This window comes from Lysobacter sp. GCM10012299 (assembly GCF_042649405.1).
Lineage (GTDB): Bacteria > Pseudomonadota > Gammaproteobacteria > Xanthomonadales > Xanthomonadaceae > Lysobacter_J.
The window spans coordinates 106300-122529 of sequence record NZ_JBHRZC010000002.1; the positions used below are offsets into that span (position 1 = coordinate 106300).

Genomic DNA, 16230 nt, shown 5'->3' on the forward strand with positions numbered 1-16230 from the left:
CCACGTGTCCGACCATCCCGTGCTGGCGCCGCTGCGCATCCGGGCGGCCACCGCCCACGACCGCGACCTGCTCGCGCAGTGGGCGCTGGCGATGGCGTATGAAACCGAACACAAGCAACTCGACGCGGCCACGGTGACGGCCGGCGTCGAAGCGGCCATCGCCGATCCCGCCAGGGCGCGCTACTTCGTCGCCGTGCGCGAAGCCACCGTCGCCGGTCGCGAGACCATCGCCAGCGCCGCCGGCACGCTGATGCTCACGCGCGAGTGGAGCGACTGGCGCAACGGCGACTGGTGGTGGATCCAGAGCGTCTACGTGGCTCCGGCGCATCGCCGCCAGGGCGTGTTCGCGGCCCTGTACCGGCACGTCGAGACGCTTGCTCGCAACACGCCCGGCGTGGTCGGCCTGCGCCTGTATGTGGAACGCGACAACGCCAACGCGCAGCGCACGTACCAGTCCCTGGGCATGGTCGACGCGGGTTACGCGATCTTCGAAACGGAGTTCTAGTCGCTCAATCCAGCGCTTCGCGCGCCTGCTCGCCCGTGCAATGCACGAAGTTGACCGGCACGCCGTGTGCGCCCAGCACCGCGGCGATCTGGCGCTGGCGCGACTGGAAGTGCGCATGCAGCCGCTCGAGCTTGGCGCGGCACTCGGGCGTCTCGCAGGGTGCTTCGGTGGCATAGCGCGCCTTCCAGGCACGCGGTTCGAACAGCGCGATGCGGGCCTCGCCGTTGGCGTAGTGCACCAGCGGTTCCGGCGGCGCATCCAGCCAGTGCTCGCCTTCCGGTTGCAGCAACGCGGTTTCCAGCAGCGGCCATAGCGGACCCAGGCCGGCGTGGTCGTACTGCATCGCCATCATCGCGGCCAGATCGTGCACGGTGAGGTAACGCGCGTGCTCGACCTGCAGGCCGAAGGCTTCCTGCGCTGCCAGCGCGGTGGCCGCGCCGGCCATGCCGCGCTCCAGCAACTCGCGCTCGAAGGCGTCGCCGACCCGGGTGGCGATGCCGGCATCGCCGCCGAGCACGAACGGCACCAGCCGCAGCGGTCCGCCGGCGAAGTCCGGTGACGGCGTCAACGCACCCGGCAGCTGCGCCTCGTGCGCGCCGAAGGCGATGATCCGGCCGCCGGGCTGGGCGGCCGAACGCGGCGCCCGCGCGGCCAGCTGGTCCAGTTCCTGGTGCAGGGGCCAGCCCGGCCGCAGCAACTCGACCGGGTCGTAATGGGCGCCGACGGTCACCAGCTCCAGCGCCGCCGCCTCGGGTGCGAAGCCCGCCAGGTCGTGCGCGACCAGCTCGGCCAGTGCGCCAACCTCGGTCTGCGCCAGGGTCTGGCGCGAGACCGGGGCGTCTCCCCGCAGCTCCAGCGCCAATGCGCCGAGCACGTGCAGGGTGGTGGTGGGGGCAGCGGCGGCGGGGTCGGCAAGACTCATGGATACGGTGGCGTTTGGTCGCACGCGAAGGCGGCGCTACACTGCGGACATTATGCCCGCGGCGCCGTTAAGGCCCGGGTGTCCCCCTTCAGCGTGAGGTGTAACGATGCGTCCTGCCCGTCCCGTTGCCGTGCTCGGTGGCGTCCGAATCCCGTTCTGCCGCCAGAACACGGCCTATGCGGACGTTGGCAACCTGGGCATGTCGGTCCGAACCCTCGGCGCCCTGGTCGAGAAGTACGGCCTGCACGGGCAGCAGCTGGGCGAAGTGGCGATGGGGGCGGTGATCAAGCACTCCAGCGACTGGAACCTCGGCCGCGAGGCCGCGCTGTCCTCGGGCCTGTCTCCGCTGACGCCTGGCATCACCCTGCAGCGCGCCTGCGGCACCTCGCTCGATTCGATCGTGCACATCGGCAACAAGATCGCCGCCGGGCAGATCGAGGTCGGCATCGGCGGCGGTTCCGACACCACGTCCGACGTGCCGATCGTCTACGGCCAGAAGCTGCGCCGTCGCCTGCTCGAAGCCGCGCGCGCCAAGACGCCACGCGACAAGCTGGCCGCGTTCAAGGGTTTCCACTTCCGCGAGCTCAAGCCGGAGTTCCCGGGCGTGGCCGAGCCGCGCACCGGCAAGTCGATGGGCGACCACTGCGAGGACATGGCCAAGCAATGGAACATCTCGCGCGATTCGCAGGACGAGTGGGCGCTGTCGTCGCACCAGAAGCTCGCCGCCGCCTACGAGCGCGGCTTCTTCGACGATCTGGTGGTGAGTTTCCGCGGCGTCTCGCGCGACAACATCCTGCGTCCCGACAGCACCCTGGAAAAGCTGGCCTCGCTCAAGCCGGCCTTCGACAAGACCTCCGGCCGCGGCACGCTGACCGCCGCCAACTCCACGCCGCTGACCGATGGCGCCTCCGCGTGCCTGCTGGCCTCCGAGGACTGGGCGCGCTCGCACGGCCACGAAGTGCTGTGCTACCTGCGTGATGCGCACGTCGCCGCAGTCGACTTCGTCCACGGCGAGGGCCTGCTGATGGCGCCGACCGTGGCCGTGCCGGAGATGCTCAAGCGCAATGACCTGACCCTGCAGGACTTCGACTTCTACGAGATCCACGAAGCCTTCGCCGCGCAGGTGCTGTGCACGCTGCGCGCGTGGGAGAGCGAGGAGTACTGCCGCAGCCGCCTCGGCCTGGACGCGCCGATGGGCCGCATCGACGTGGCGAAGATCAACCCGAACGGTTCCTCGCTCGCCGCGGGCCATCCGTTTGCCGCGACCGGTGCGCGCATCGTTGCCACCGCCGCGAAGGAACTGAAGCAGCGCGGCGGCGGCCGATGCCTGGTGTCGATCTGCACCGCCGGCGGCATGGGCGTGGTGGCGATCCTCGAGCGCTGAGCACGGTTCCGACCGCGTAAGCCGCGCAAGTCGCGGCGTCGATGCTTCAGCCGCGCAGTCGCGGCACGCCGTGCTCGTTGCGCTCCTCGACCACGGCCTGGTCGAAGATCTTCTGGCGCAGGTCGCGCCCGGGCAGTTCCTGCGTCGCCGCGCCGCGCGCGGCATTCAAGGCATTGGCATAGCACAGGCGCGCGAGCTTCTCGTCGCCGGCCTGGCTGAAGCCATGGCCGAGCTCTTCCCAGGCTTCGCTGTTGGCACCCTGTGCCAGCGCGCGATGCAGGTACGTCTCCGCCTGTGGCCACTGCCCCTGTGCGCGCGCAAGGCGGGCCAGCGTCAACAGCAGCGCCGGGCTGGCCGGATGCGCCTGCAGCCAACGATCGGCATTGGCGCGGCGGGCATCGAGGCGACCGATCGACAGTCGCCCGTACAAGCCTGCCAGTGATTCGTCCCAGCGCGCGTCGAGCGCCTGTTCGATGCTCTTGGCCGCGGCCTCGTCCCAGCGCAGCGCCGCGGCGCGTTCGGCGTAGGCGGCAACGGCCGCCGGATCGCTGCGCAGCGGCTTGGGCAACGCTTCCCAGCGGTCGGCCAGGACGTTGGCATCGCCGGCTTCGCGCAGCGAAGCCGCGCCCCACTGTGCTTCGAGCAATGACAAACGATCGGCCGGCCATACCTGCTGCTGGCGCAACGCACCCAGCAACCCGTAGGCCTCGCCGCTGCGGCCAAGCGCGACCAGCGCCTGCGCGCGCAAGGCCAGTCCCCGCGGCGGAAGCGGAGCGGCACCCGCGGCATCCAGTGCCGCCAGCGCATCGGCGGGACGGCCCCGCTCCAGTGCGAGTTCGGCGCCGGCGATGGCGCGTGCAGTGGCGTGCCCGGCGTCGAGCGCGGCCAGGTGGCGCTGCGCCGACGCATCGTCGCCACGCGCCGCTGCGGCACGCGCGGCACCGGCAAGCGCCAACGCTTGCACGTCCGCCTGCGCGGAGGCCTGGTCGAGCAGCTTCTCGGCTCGGGCCCACTGGCCCTGGTCGAGCGCGGACAATCCGTCGATCAGTTGCGCCCGTGCCTGGCGCTTGCGGTGCCGGCGCATCGCCGCAAACGGCAGGCTCAGCAATTTCCACAGTAGCCACAGGCCGGCCGCGAGCAGCAACAGCAAGGCCGCGCCCTTGGGCACGTTGGTGGTGTAGTCGTTGCCGCCGTAACGCACCAGCACGTAGCCCGGATCCTGCAGCAATACCTGCGCCACCAGCGCGCCTGCCAGTGCCAGCACGATCCAGAACAGCAGGTTGCGGAAGATGTTCATGGACGCGTGGCTCCTTGGCGGTCGTCAGTCCGCCGCGCGCATCTGGCGCAGCTGCTGCAGTGTGCTGCCGAGGGTCGGAAGCGACAGTGAAAGCGGTCGCTGGGCCAGTGCACGCATGCGCGAACGCTGCTGCTGCAGCGATGGCGATTCCGGCCACAGGCGCGTCAGCCAGCCGTCGGCGCGCTGCAACGCGGCGCGGAAGCCGGGCTGGTCGCGACGCTCGGCCGCGGCACGTGCGAGCGAGATTTCCAGTTGCAGGCCGGCCATCGCGGCGACGCGGTCGGAGGCCTGCACCGCGACCATGCGGTCGCTGGGGTGCACGTCGATCAGGGTCGAGAATGCGCGACGCCACCACGGCGCTTCGGGTTGCGCCTGCGTGGAAGTTTCAATCGGGGCGATCATCGCCGTCTGCGCCAGCGCATCGAGCTCGGCCATCGCCTGCACGCGCGGTTCGATGCCGAGCGCGTCCAGGCCGGCGCGTTCCTGTTGCAGCGTCTGGCGCAGGCTCAGGTAGGCCGGATCGTCGACACCGTCGAGCACGTGGCCGGCCAGCGCGTATGCGCGTCGCGCGCCATCGAGGTCGCCTGCGATCAGCAGGCGCTGCTGGCCGAGGCTGAGCAGCAGTTCGGTCTCGTCCAGCCGCAGTGCCTGCTCGCCATGGCGATCGGGGTCGGCCAGCTTGGACACCGTGTCCTCGAGCAGCGCCGCACGCTGGCCAATGCCAAGCAGTTCGTCGCGCAGCACGCGGTTGGTCGCATCGGCCTGTTGCAGTCGCTGCACCTGCGCGCGCTGGTCGCGGCGGATCGAATCGATGCGGCCATCGAGTGCATCCAGCCGTTGCCCGGCATCGCTGGCCTGCTCACGGTCGCGCTCGAGCTTCGCCTGCCACTGCATCCAGCCATAGCCACCCGCGCCGGCGACGATCAGCAGCAGCACCAGCCACAGCCAGCCGCGCGAGCGGCGCGACGACGGTGTGGCGGATACGGGCGCAGGGTTGGCTTCAGGCGTGGCGGACACGGCAGGGTCAGGTCGTAAGGGACGGCGCCATGCTACCGGATGCGATACGCGTCACGGACGGTTGTCCGGGCGCGCCATTTTCGCAGCTGCCGGCGCGTGGGCCGACGCTGCCGCCATGAGGTCCTGCGGACGCGCGCTGCGGGCCACCGCGACTGTGGTGAAGCCCACCTGCCGTGCCATATCCGCCAGCCGCTCACTGGCGGCAACAACAGACGATTGCAGCAGCCGTGCACGGGCCGGCGCAGGCAATGCAGCGAGAACCGTCTCAAGTGCTTCGCCACTCGACAGCGCGATCACGCTGGGCGCGACCAGTGCGAGCAGTTGATTCACGGCACGCGTTGTCGGCGTGATCGCGACACGATCGTAGACATCGGCGCGCACGACCCGTGCCCCGCGGGCCTGCAGCGCCGGTACCAGCACGCCACGACCGCCCGGGGCGCTGATGAAACCCAGCTCTGTCCCGGCGAGGTCCTGCAATCCCGGCAATGCCAGCAGGCCTTCGCTGTCCATCCGCGATGGCGCCGCGACTTCCGCCACGCCGGCGCGGCGCAATGCCGCTGCGGTGCCTGCACCGACCGCGAACCATTGCTGCCCCGGCCGGGCATGCAGCGCCAGCAGCGAACGCGCCGCGCGCACCGCGGTCGGGCTGGTGACCACCACGCGCGCGGTCTGCGTGGCATCGCGCAATGCCTCGCGCGTCGCGTCGTCGTCGCGCAACTGCAGTTGCCACGGCGAAAGTGTGATGAGCCCGGCCCCCACGCGCGCGGCGGCACGGCGCAACGCCGCATGCTCGCCACGCGGACGCAGCGAGATCACGTACCATCCGGGCGGCGCAGGGGCTGGCATGCCATCAGCATAGCCGCCCCGCCCGCATCCCCCACCGCTCCCACGCACGCCGGATGAACCCGAACACGCTCGCCCCCAACCACGTCGCTCCAGAACAGGACTACGAACACGCCGCCGCCCTGGAGCGCCTGCTGCACCACTACCAGTCGATGCCGCCGGTGGCGGCGATGGACGTGAGCGTTGCGTCCTACGACGGCCAGCGCCTGTGCCTGCACGCCCCGCTGTCGCGCCACGTCAACGACAAGGGCTGCGCCTTCGGTGGCAGCCTGGCCTCGATGATGACGCTCGCGTCCTGGGGCGTGGTGTCGCTGCACGTCGAGGCCGCCGGCCTGGAGGCCGAGGTGTTCGTCGCCGACAGCCAGATCCGCTACCTGGCCCCGCTGTTTGCCGACCTGGATGTGCAGGCCGAACTGGCCGCCGATTCGAACTGGCCCAGCTTCATCGCCACCCTGCGCGAGCGCGGCCGCGCCCGCACCAGCCTGGTGGCGCGGGCGATGTTGCCCGACGGCGGCGTCGCCACCGAGTTCACCGCCCGCTATGTCGCGATCCTGAAGCAACCCCCGCGGGCGTGACGGCAACCGCGGCCGATCGCCACGGTTTGCCCTTAGGATGGCGTCGGATACCGGGGGAACCGTCTCAATGCGTCGTCTGACCCAACTGATGAGCCTGGCCTTGCTGTTGGGCCTGCTGGCGGTCGCTGGCAGCGCCGCGGCCAGCCGCAAGACCGACACGCTCGACCGCAACCAGTACGCCTGGGCCGGTGCGATCCGCTGGGGCGATTTCGACGCCGCACTGACCCTGGTCGACCCGGCCTACCTGGCCGAGCACCCGGTCAGCGACCTCGAACTGGCCCGCTACGAGCAGGTCCAGATCACCGCCTACCGCGACAAGGGCAGCAGCGTCGACTGGAAGGCGGGCGTGGCCATCCGCGAGATCGAGATAGGGGTAGTCAACCGCCACACCCAGGCCGAGCGCACCGTCCGCTTCCGCGAACAATGGCGCTGGGACGAAGAAGCCAAGACCTGGTGGACCACCGGCGGCCTGCCGGACCTCTGGGAAGGCCAGTAGGCGCGAGCGCAGCGCCACGCAGCACCGCCCGGGCGGCGAATTTTGCGCCGCCGCCGGCACTGGGAGACAATCCCGCCCCCGTTTCAGCTGCCGTGATGCCGTGACCTTCCAAGAACTGCTGGCCTTCGCCGAGCGCCACCCCTATCTGTCGCTGGCGCTGGTCGGCCTGACGATCGCGATCATCTACACCGAGATCGCCCGCCTGTTCCGCGGCTACAAGGCCCTGCGCCCGGCCGAGCTGACCGGCCTGATCAACCGCGAGAACGCGCTGGTCATCGACCTGTCGGCAAGCAACGACTTCGAGAAGGGCCACATCGCCGGCAGCAAGTCGGTGCAGCCCAGCCAGTTCGATCCGGAAAACAAGCTGCTGGCCAACGCCAAGGACCTTCCGGTCGTGGTGGTGTGCCGCACCGGACAGGGCTCGGCCGATGCCGCCAAGCGCCTGAAAAAGGCCGGTTTCACCCAGGTTTTCTGGCTCGACGGTGGCATCGCCGCGTGGCAGCAGGCCGACCTGCCGCTGGTGAAGGGCCGCGCCTGAGCCACTTTCGGGCGCTGTGAAACAAGTTTCACGGGGCGGGCTTGATAGCCGTCCCGGCGCCCCAAACACACCTCTTGGGGATTGAATGGGGAAGGCGATGTCGGCTTGCCGCAGACACTTCACCTCGCGCAATCTGAACAGCCGGCCGCACCGAGGGTGCGTGCCATAATCGACCACTTTCCGCATCAATTGCTTGGAGTTACGAGATGTCCGAAGAAAACGTCAACGGCGGCGCAGCGACTGCCGAAGCCAACACCGGCCCGGCATTCACCGTCGAGAAGATCTACGCCAAGGACGTCTCCTTCGAGGTCCCCGGTGCACCGGCCGTGTTCAACGAGCAGGCCCAGCCGCAGCTGCAGATGAACCTCAACCAGAGCGTGCAGCGCCTCAACGAGAACGCGTTTGAAGTCGTCCTCGGCATCACCCTGACCTGCAACGCCGGCGACAAGACCATGTACGTGGCCGAAGTGAAGCAGGCCGGCGTGTTCGGCCTGGCCGGTTTCGACGCCCAGACCCTCGACGGCATGCTCGGCACCCATTGCCCGAACGTGCTGTACCCGTACGCGCGCCAGCTGATCAGCGAGCTCATCCAGACCGGTGGTTTCCCGCCGTTCTACCTGCAGCCGATCAACTTCGAAGCGCTGTACGCCGAAGGCCTGCGCCAGCGCGCCGCCCAGCAGGGTGGCGAGGCCGGCCTGGCCGACGCCGAGACCGCCGGCAACGCCTGATCGCGACCGCGGCATGGAGGCGAACGCACTGCCCACCGTCGCGGTTCTGGGAGCGGGCTCCTGGGGCACCGCCCTTGCGGCCCTGATCGCACGGCACGGTCATCCGACCGTGCTGTGGGGTCGTGACGCCGACGGCGTCGCGGCCATCGATGGCGCCCACGAGAACCCGCGCTACCTGCCGGGCATCACCCTGCCCGAATCGCTGCGCGCGACCACCGACCTCGCCGAGTCCCTGAAGGGTGCCGACCTGGTGCTGGTGGTGGTGCCGTCGCACGCCTTCGCCGAAACGCTGCGCAAGCTCGCACCGCACCGCCCGGCGCACGCCGGCGTGGCCTGGGCGACCAAGGGCTTCGAACCCGGCAGCGGCCGCTTCCTGCACGAAGTCGCCGAGGAAGTGCTCGGCGCCGACGTGCCGCTGGCGGTGGTGACCGGCCCGTCGTTCGCCAAGGAAGTCGCACAGGGCTTGCCGACCGCACTGACCGTGCACGGCAGCCATCCTGCCTTCTCGCAGGAAGTCGCCGACGCGCTGCATGGCCCGGCCTTCCGCGCCTACACCGGCAACGACATGCTCGGTGCCGAGCTCGGCGGCGCAATGAAGAACGTGCTCGCCGTGGCGACCGGTGTCGCCGACGGCATGCAGCTCGGCCTCAACGCACGTGCCGGACTGATCACGCGCGGCCTCAACGAAATGCTGCGCCTGAACCACGCCATCGGCGGCAAGGCCGAAACCCTGATGGGCCTGGCGGGCCTGGGCGACCTGGTGCTCACCTGCACCGGCGACCTGTCGCGCAACCGCCGTCTGGGTCTTGCTCTCGGTCGTGGCCAGTCGATCGCCGATGCCGTGCGCGAAATCGGCCAGGTGGTCGAGTCGGTGCAGACCGCCGACGAAGTCATGCGCCAGGCCGAGCGCCATGGCGTGGAACTGCCGATCTCCAGCGCCGTGCAGGCGGTGTTGCACGGCGAGATCACGCCCGCCGAAGGCCTGCGCCTGCTGCTCTCGCGCGAACAGAAGCCCGAGTACCCGCGCGACCTGTTCGGCTGATCGCACGCGATTGCACTAAACAAGCATGAAACAAAAAAACCCGGCCTGAGCCGGGTTTCTTGTTTGTGCGATTGTCGCGACGGGCTCAGAAGCTCGCGCGCATGCCCACGGTGACCTGCGAGAACTCCGAGCCCAGCTCGGCTTCGCCGACGATGCCCCACATCGGCGTCAGGTGGTACTGCAGGCCCAGCGTGGCGCTGAAGGCGCTGTCGTAGACGTCGCCGTTGGTGAAGTTGCCCTTGGCCCAGATGTCGACGTTGTCGGCGATGAGATGACGCACGCCGACCGCAACGCGGAAGTCGTCGCCGTCCATGCTGCCTTCGCCGTCGTCCTCGACGTCGATCTCGGTGCTGAGGTAGCTCACTTCGGCGAGCAGGTCGGTGCGCTGCGACAGGCCGTGGTGGTAACCCAGGCCGACGATGCCCTGGCTCATGTCGATGCCGGCGTCGCCGAGGTGGCCGACCAGCGGTGCCGACACGCCGACATCGTCGTCGCCCTTGCGGTAGCTGCCGAACAGATGGAACGTGTCGCCCAGTTCGGCCGAGCCACCGACGAAGAAACCACCGGCACCGACGTCGTCGATGTGGAAACCCTCGACCTGCGGCAGCTCCTGGTTGAGCTGGGCATAGCCGCCTTCGACATAGGTGTAGCTGTGGCCGTCGGCGCTGGCGGCGAACGGAGCCGCGGCGAGCGCGAGCGCCAGGATGAGTTGCTTCTTCATGGTGTTCCCTTTTTTGAAAGCTGGCCCGCTGCATGCGGGGTTGCCGCATTATGGCCAATCTTCACGAATTCGTAACAAGTCGCAGCGCACAAAAAAGAAGCCCGGCTGTGACGGCCGGGCTTCCAGATCGCGATGTGGGGGAGAGAGAGCTATCGCGACGAAACTTGCTCGGTGACGCTTAGAAGCTCATGCGCGGACCGACGAAGTACGAGGTGTAGCCGTCGACGAACTTCACTTCACCGTTGACGCCCCAGGTCTGGTTGAACTTCACCTGCGCGCCGACACGGCCGTAGAACTCGCCATCGACGCGTTCGTAGTCTTCGTAACCGGCCAGTGCGTAGCCTTCGATGTTCGGCGTCAGCGCGGCGCGCACGCCGGCTTCGACGTTCCAGCCGTCGGCATCGTTTGCGCCGAAGTTCAGGCCACCGACCGAGTAACCATCGGTTTCAGCCTTCTGGTAGCCGACGCGGGTCAGCAGGTCGACCTGCGAGTTGAGTTCGTGGTTGTAGCCGACGCCGACATTCCACTGGTCGACGTCGATGCCATCGACGCGGCCGAGCGCGGTGTTGAAGTCGTCGGTCTTCTGGCCGCTGTAGCCGCCATAGATGTGGAAGTTCGGCGCGATGGCGGCGGAACCGTTGATGGCCCAGCCATCGGCATCCAGGCCGTTGTTGTCAGCCGACGTGGCGGCGTAGCCGGCCTCGACGTAGTTGTACGACACGCCTTCGGCAGCCGAAGCGGCGAGCGGAGCGGCGGCGAGCAGGGTCAGGGCGGCAAGCAGGGAACGCTTCATAAGGTCTCAGCCTCGTTATGGTTTTGGGTCCGGCACCGCACTCAAAACAGCAGAGTCATTCGGGGGAAACGATTTCGGAACCGGTGGCGACAGTATCCTGACGTAACCGAAATTTAACCTGAATACTAAACTTGACCGTGCAGGAACTAACTGCGCAGCGGGGTTGTCGGGTCTCGCGCACCGCGCACCGCCGGTGGAGCTTCAGCTCGAAACGCGCAGCAGGCTGTCGAGCCTGTCGAGTCGGGACAGCAATTCATCGCGCTGGCGTGCCGGCGCCATGGCCATGTGCTCATCACTGTTTGCAGGAGGAATGTCGCGCAGCAACGCCAGTGCGCCCCTCATCCTGTGCAGCAACTTGTGCTGCATCGTGATATCCCCGGATGCCAGTGCGACATCGAACGCGCGCATGTCGTCACGACAGGTCGTGAGAAGTTCGTGCAGCAGGCGCCGTGCATCGACGGCGCTACCGAGCGATTCAGTCAGGAACGTCATCGGATCGGCCAGCGTCGGTGCAGCGGCTGGCGCCGGATCCGACCCGTCGAGCAGATGACGGGTCAGCATCGTATCGAGCTCCTGCAGCGTCATCGGCTTGGCCAGGAAGCCGTCCATGCCGGCGTCGGTGCACCGTTGCACGTCCGCGGGCAGCGCGCTGGCTGACAGCGCAATGACCGGCAGCCGTTGCGCCTTGCCGGCTTCGTCGGCGCGGATTCGCCGGACCAGCGTGTAGCCGTCCATCCTTGGCATGTCGCAATCGGTAATCAGCAGATCGAAGCCGCCGCCCGCGAGCGCCGCCAGCGCCTGCTCGCCGTCGCCGGTCAATACGCACTCGAAGCCCAGGTGGTTCAACTGCCGGGAGATCACGGCCCGGTTGACCGGATGGTCCTCGGCCACGAGGATCCGCGCGGCCTGCGGCACATGAGCTTGCGCACAGCGCTCGGGTTCGGCTTCAGCCTCCTGCTCGAACATCGTGCGGCAGGCATCGCGCAGCGATCGCCAGAGCAACGGGTTGCCGTGCACGACCGGGTCTGCCGCGGGGTCACGCCCTGACGGGTGCCGATGATGGGCGTCGTTGTCCAGCAACAGGCAGCGTCCGCGCGGCGGACGCTGTCCCGCTTCCATCAGCTGGCGGTCGACGAGCAACAGCTCGGCATGATCGCGGTCCAGCGTCGGCAGGTCGGCAGGCTCGATCTCGATGACGCTGAAGCCCATCGACGACAGTGCATTGGCCAACTCCAGGGCGAACATCGCATCCTGCGTGCACAACACGGCCGGCTTCCCAGCGAACTCAGGCACGGGCTGCAGTTTTGCCACCACCGGCAGGCCCAGGTCGAACGTGGCGCGAGTTCCCACGCCCGGAGTGCTTTCCAGTTGCACGGCCCCGCCCATCAGGCCAGCCAGGCGCTGGCAGATGATCAGGCCCAGGCCGGAGCCACCAAAGCGACGGGTCGTCGAAGATTCGGCCTGGGTGAACGGCCTGAACAAACGCAGGAACTGCTCGCCGGAAATACCGATGCCGGTATCGATCACGGTGATGGAGAGCTTCTGCAGGTCCACGCCGTCCACCGATTGTTCCTCGATGAGCTCGATCCGCAGCTCGACCTGCCCGTGATCGGTGAACTTGACCGCGTTGCTGAGCAGGTTGGTGATGATCTGGCGCACGCGCACCGCGTCGCCGGCAAACTCGGCCGCGAGGCGCCAGTCGAGCACGCAGTAAAGCCGCAACCCCTTTTCGTGTGCCTTGGCGGAGAACAGGCCAATCACGCCATCGACCAGCGAACGCAGATCGAAAGGCGCCTTCTCCAGCTCAAGCCTGCCGGAGTCGATGCGCGAGAAATCCAGGATGTCATCCAGCAGCTGCAACAGCGTGCGCGCCGAGTCCTGCGCCATCGCCAGCATCTGCGCCTGCTCCCGATCGGTGTCGGTCTTCGCCAGCAGCTCCACCAGCCCCAGCACGCCCGCCATGGGCGTGCGGATCTCGTGGCTCATCATCGCCAGGAACGCCGCCTTCGCCGCCACCGCGGCCTTGGCCTCGGCATTGGCCCGGGCCAGCGCCTGCGCCTGCTCGTGGCTGTCGGTGACATCGATCCAGTAGCCGCTCCAGTCCACCGATCCGTCCGGGCCATGCCGCGGCGGACCGCCCGCGGTGCGCACCCAGCGCAGACCCTGCACTGAATGCAGGCGCACGTCGAACTGCGCCATCGGCTGCATCGCGGCGGCCGCGGCGGCGACGTTGTCGGCGACCAGCTGGCGGTCGTCCACGTAGACGTGCGAGAACGCCAGCGACTCGTCGGCCATCATCTCCTCGGGCGTGATGCCGATGGTCGACAGCGTGTCGCCGTCGGCGTAGGTGAACTCACGCCGGCCATCGGGCCACACCCGCAGCTCGAACACCGCCGAGGGCAGGGTGCGCGCGATCTGCGCCAGGCGCAGTTCCGATGCGCGCGCCCGCGCCTCGGCGACACGGATCTCGGTGATGTCGACCGCGGTACCCAGGAGCCCGGCAGGCTCGCCATTGCCCAGTTCGAACATCTGGATGAACAGCAACTCGTGGCGCTCGCTGCCGTCGGGCGCCTCGGTGCGCAGCTCCTTGCTCAACTGCTGGCCGGTGGTGAACACCGACATCTCGAAATCGTGGATGGCCTCGATCTCGATCTGCGGAAGGTGCCGTGTTTCCAGCAGCGTGCGCCCGACCAGGTCGTTCTCCTCCACGCCGTACCGCAGCGTGTAGGCGAGATTGACCGCCAGGTAACGGCCCTGTGTGTCCTTGACGAACACCGGATAGTGGATGTTGTTGAGCAATCGCTCCTGGAACTGCAACTGGTCAGCCAGCTTGCGTTCGGCAGCGGTGCGTGCGCGCACCTGGCGGCGCATGCTCAACTGGGCGATGGTCATCAATCCGAAGATGACGAAACCGCCCAGGACAATGCCGAGCACCCAGCCCCACGGCACACCGACGCTGTACTCGTTGCTCAGCCAGCGCGCGCGGACCGCCTGCTTTTCCTGCTCGTTGATTCCGGCCAAGGCGTTGTTGACCAGCGGCAGCAGTTCCGCATGCGTACGGCGCACGCCAAATGCCAGTTCGTGGTCGAGGCCGGTCGGCCCGACCATCTGCAGGCGCGCCGCATAGCGGTCGCGAATCAATGCATCGATCGCCGGGAACGTGCCAACGAACGCGTCGGCCTTGCCGTCGGCGACCAGGGCCAGTCCTTCCTCGTTGCTGCCTACCGGCACCAGCTTGCTCTGGTCGAGGACGATCTTCAGGCGCGCCAGCAGTCCCGCTTCGCCACGCGCGGCCACGCGCCGTCCGCGAAGGTCTTCCGGGCCGGCCACGGTGGGGCCGTGCACACGCGCGACGATCACTTCCGGGAAACGCTCATAGGGCCTGCTGAACAACAGGTCATCGCCACGGAAGTCGTCGGCCATTGCGGCGGCGACCATGTCGATCTCGCCGGCATGGACCATTCGCTGCAGGTCGGTCCAGTCCTTGGCGGGCACCAGATCGAGCCGCAACCCAAGCGCCTTGCGCAACACCTTGACGTAGTCGGCGGCCATTCCGTCGAACTCGCCATCGACGTTGACGAACGAGTACGGTGGGCGATTGGTTTCGTAGCCCAGTCGCAGCACCGGCAGCCCTTCGAGAACGCGACGCTCGCGATGGCTCAGGACGCCGTCCGGCGCGGGTGCGGATGGCAACATGTCCACGCCCCAACGTTCCTGCAGGCTTCGCAGTTCTTCCGGCTTGACCGCGGCCTCGGCCTTGCGCAACAGGCGGATCAGCATCGTTTCGCGTTTCGGCATCGCAAGGCTGAGCTGCAGCGGCGGCATCTCCACGGCGCCGAGCAGCACCAGGTCATCGACCGTGCGCTGATGCAGCAGCGTACGGGTGCGGTACTCGGTATGGCCGATGTAGGCATCGGCTTCGCCATCGGCGACCATGCGCAAGGCCTCCCGGCCATCCTGCGCATACAGGATGATCGCCTCCGGAAAACGCTTCACCACCAGGCCGGCCGACTCAAGGTAGCGCCGCTCCACCACGATCCGCGCACGCGCCAGGTCGCCTTCGCCGCGGATGCGCGTGTCGCCGCGACGCGCCACCAGCATGGTGTAGCCCTTCAGGTACGGGCGAAGGAACTCGAAGTGACCGCGCCGCGCGGGCGTGTCCGGTTGGCCCAGCAGCAGGTCGTAGCGCGGCGTCTGCGAAGCGGCCGGCCAGGAAATCGTCTCCCAGTCGGTGAACGGATCGAACGAAAGACGCAATCCGACTTTTGCCGCGAGCAGACGCGCGTAATCAGGCCCCAACCCTTCCGGGTGGCCGGCGACCCAGGTTTCAGCCGGCAGGTGGTCACCTGCAAACACGCCCACCCGCACGACGGGGTGGTCCCTGCGCCACTGCGTTTCCTCTGCATCGAGCTTCGCAATGCCGCCCTCCTGCGCGCCAGTCTCCTGCGCGCCAACTTCCTGCGCGGCAACACCCAGCGCAACGCCGAACAGTGCGATGAGCGCGGTGAGCAGCGTCGCGCCCACCGCGCGCGGGGTTCCAAGTCGGGATGGCATGACCGATCGCACTGAATGGGGCCCCTGAAGGAACCACGCTAGTGAGCGCGTATCCGCGCCTCCATCAGAATCTTCTCAATCGCGATGCGAGTTGCGGATGTGCAACGTGCGAGCGATCATTCGAGCCTGAACAGGCCGCGACGAAGCCATGACGCTACGCATAATTCTGGCCGACGACCACCCGATAGTCCGCAGCGGCGTTCGTGCACTGCTGGAACGCAACAACCTGCACGTGGTTGCCGAAGCCGGGAGTACCGATGAACTCGTCGCGGCATTGGAAACGCACGAATGCGATGTCCTGCTAACGGACTTCAGCATGCCCGGCGGCCAGCTTGCCGACGGCCTGGCGATGCTCGAGCACCTTCGCGGCCGCTGGCCGAAGCTGCCGATCATCGTCCTGACCATGATGAACAATCCCGGCGTGCTCAGTTCGATCCTCGCCACCGGCGTGCGCGGCCTGCTCAACAAGTCCGACGCGTTGTCCGAGTTGCCGCTGGCGATCCAGGCTGTTTCCCACGGCCGCGACTACGTCAGCGCCAGCGGTGGCCATCAGCTGGAGCAGATGGAAGGCCACGACTCCGCCAGGTTGCCCTTGTCCCCGCGCGAAGCCGAAGTACTTGGACTGTTCGTTTCCGGATTGACCGTGTCGCAGATCGCCGAGCAGCTCGATCGCAGCATCAAGACCGTAAGCCGGCAAAAAATGGACGGCATGTCCAAGCTCGGCCTGAAGACCGATCTGGAAGTCTATGCCTACGCCCGTGAGCACGGCTTGCTGACCTGATCGCCCTGCGTGGCGTCCCGGCCACCGGCACAAC

General features: G+C 68.0%; 15 protein-coding genes. 8 read left to right on the forward strand and 7 right to left on the reverse strand.

The window, feature by feature from the left end; translation table 11 throughout:
* Positions 1–4: 4 nt before the first annotated feature.
* Positions 5–505 (forward strand): GNAT family N-acetyltransferase, encoded by a 501-nt coding sequence (locus ACFOPO_RS04840; protein ID WP_386701481.1) that lies wholly within the window; start codon positions 5–7, stop codon positions 503–505.
* Between the two features lie 4 nt (positions 506–509).
* Here the strand turns inward: ACFOPO_RS04840 and ACFOPO_RS04845 are convergent, their stop codons facing one another.
* Positions 510–1427: a hypothetical protein gene (locus ACFOPO_RS04845; RefSeq protein ID WP_386701483.1), complete on the reverse strand. Its 918-nt coding sequence runs from the start codon at positions 1425–1427 to the stop codon at positions 510–512.
* Between the two features lie 106 nt (positions 1428–1533).
* Between ACFOPO_RS04845 and ACFOPO_RS04850 the strand changes: the two genes are divergently transcribed.
* The gene (locus ACFOPO_RS04850) at positions 1534–2811 is read left to right on the forward strand and encodes an acetyl-CoA C-acetyltransferase (protein ID WP_386701485.1); all 1278 of its coding nucleotides are present in this window, start codon (positions 1534–1536) and stop codon (positions 2809–2811) included.
* 46 nt (positions 2812–2857) lie between these two features.
* Here the strand turns inward: ACFOPO_RS04850 and ACFOPO_RS04855 are convergent, their stop codons facing one another.
* Genes ACFOPO_RS04855 through ACFOPO_RS04865 form a run of 3 tightly spaced genes read right to left on the reverse strand, consistent with a single transcriptional unit; the run spans position 2858 to position 5941 of the window.
* Positions 2858–4108: a heme biosynthesis protein HemY gene (locus ACFOPO_RS04855; protein ID WP_386701488.1), complete on the reverse strand. Its 1251-nt coding sequence runs from the start codon at positions 4106–4108 to the stop codon at positions 2858–2860.
* A 24-nt stretch (positions 4109–4132) separates the two neighbouring features.
* The gene (locus ACFOPO_RS04860; RefSeq protein WP_386701490.1) at positions 4133–5125 is read right to left on the reverse strand and encodes a uroporphyrinogen-III C-methyltransferase; all 993 of its coding nucleotides are present in this window, start codon (positions 5123–5125) and stop codon (positions 4133–4135) included.
* Positions 5126–5176: 51 nt separating this feature from the next.
* Positions 5177–5941: a uroporphyrinogen-III synthase gene (locus ACFOPO_RS04865; RefSeq protein WP_386701492.1), complete on the reverse strand. Its 765-nt coding sequence runs from the start codon at positions 5939–5941 to the stop codon at positions 5177–5179.
* An 83-nt stretch (positions 5942–6024) separates the two neighbouring features.
* Between ACFOPO_RS04865 and ACFOPO_RS04870 the strand changes: the two genes are divergently transcribed.
* The 5 genes from ACFOPO_RS04870 (at position 6025) to ACFOPO_RS04890 (ending at position 9347) form a co-directional block, all read left to right on the forward strand.
* Positions 6025–6543: a YiiD C-terminal domain-containing protein gene (locus tag ACFOPO_RS04870; RefSeq protein WP_386701494.1), complete on the forward strand. Its 519-nt coding sequence runs from the start codon at positions 6025–6027 to the stop codon at positions 6541–6543.
* 67 nt (positions 6544–6610) lie between these two features.
* Entirely contained in the window at positions 6611–7039 is a 429-nt protein-coding gene (locus tag ACFOPO_RS04875; protein ID WP_386701496.1) for a hypothetical protein, read from the forward strand.
* 100 nt (positions 7040–7139) lie between these two features.
* Positions 7140–7577 (forward strand): rhodanese-like domain-containing protein, encoded by a 438-nt coding sequence (locus ACFOPO_RS04880; RefSeq protein WP_386701498.1) that lies wholly within the window; start codon positions 7140–7142, stop codon positions 7575–7577.
* Between the two features lie 206 nt (positions 7578–7783).
* On the forward strand, positions 7784–8305 hold the full coding sequence (secB, locus tag ACFOPO_RS04885; RefSeq protein WP_386701500.1) for a protein-export chaperone SecB: 522 nt from the start codon (positions 7784–7786) through the stop codon (positions 8303–8305).
* Between the two features lie 13 nt (positions 8306–8318).
* A complete protein-coding gene (locus tag ACFOPO_RS04890) occupies positions 8319–9347 on the forward strand; it encodes an NAD(P)H-dependent glycerol-3-phosphate dehydrogenase (protein WP_386701502.1) in 1029 nt (342 codons plus the stop codon).
* A gap of 85 nt (positions 9348–9432) precedes the next feature.
* Here ACFOPO_RS04890 and ACFOPO_RS04895 read toward each other — a convergent pair whose 3' ends face one another.
* The 3 genes from ACFOPO_RS04895 to ACFOPO_RS04905 form a co-directional block, all read right to left on the reverse strand.
* Positions 9433–10068, reverse strand: coding sequence for an outer membrane beta-barrel protein (locus ACFOPO_RS04895; RefSeq protein ID WP_386701504.1), 636 nt, complete (start codon positions 10066–10068; stop codon positions 9433–9435).
* Positions 10069–10246: 178 nt separating this feature from the next.
* Complete coding sequence (locus ACFOPO_RS04900; protein ID WP_386701506.1) at positions 10247–10861, reverse strand: diffusible signal factor-reguated Ax21 faimly protein; 615 nt, start codon at positions 10859–10861, stop codon at positions 10247–10249.
* A 201-nt stretch (positions 10862–11062) separates the two neighbouring features.
* Positions 11063–15415: a transporter substrate-binding domain-containing protein gene (locus tag ACFOPO_RS04905; protein WP_386701508.1), complete on the reverse strand. Its 4353-nt coding sequence runs from the start codon at positions 15413–15415 to the stop codon at positions 11063–11065.
* 148 nt (positions 15416–15563) lie between these two features.
* Between ACFOPO_RS04905 and ACFOPO_RS04910 the strand changes: the two genes are divergently transcribed.
* The gene (locus ACFOPO_RS04910; RefSeq protein ID WP_386701510.1) at positions 15564–16196 is read left to right on the forward strand and encodes a response regulator; all 633 of its coding nucleotides are present in this window, start codon (positions 15564–15566) and stop codon (positions 16194–16196) included.
* The last annotated feature ends 34 nt before the right edge of the window (positions 16197–16230 follow it).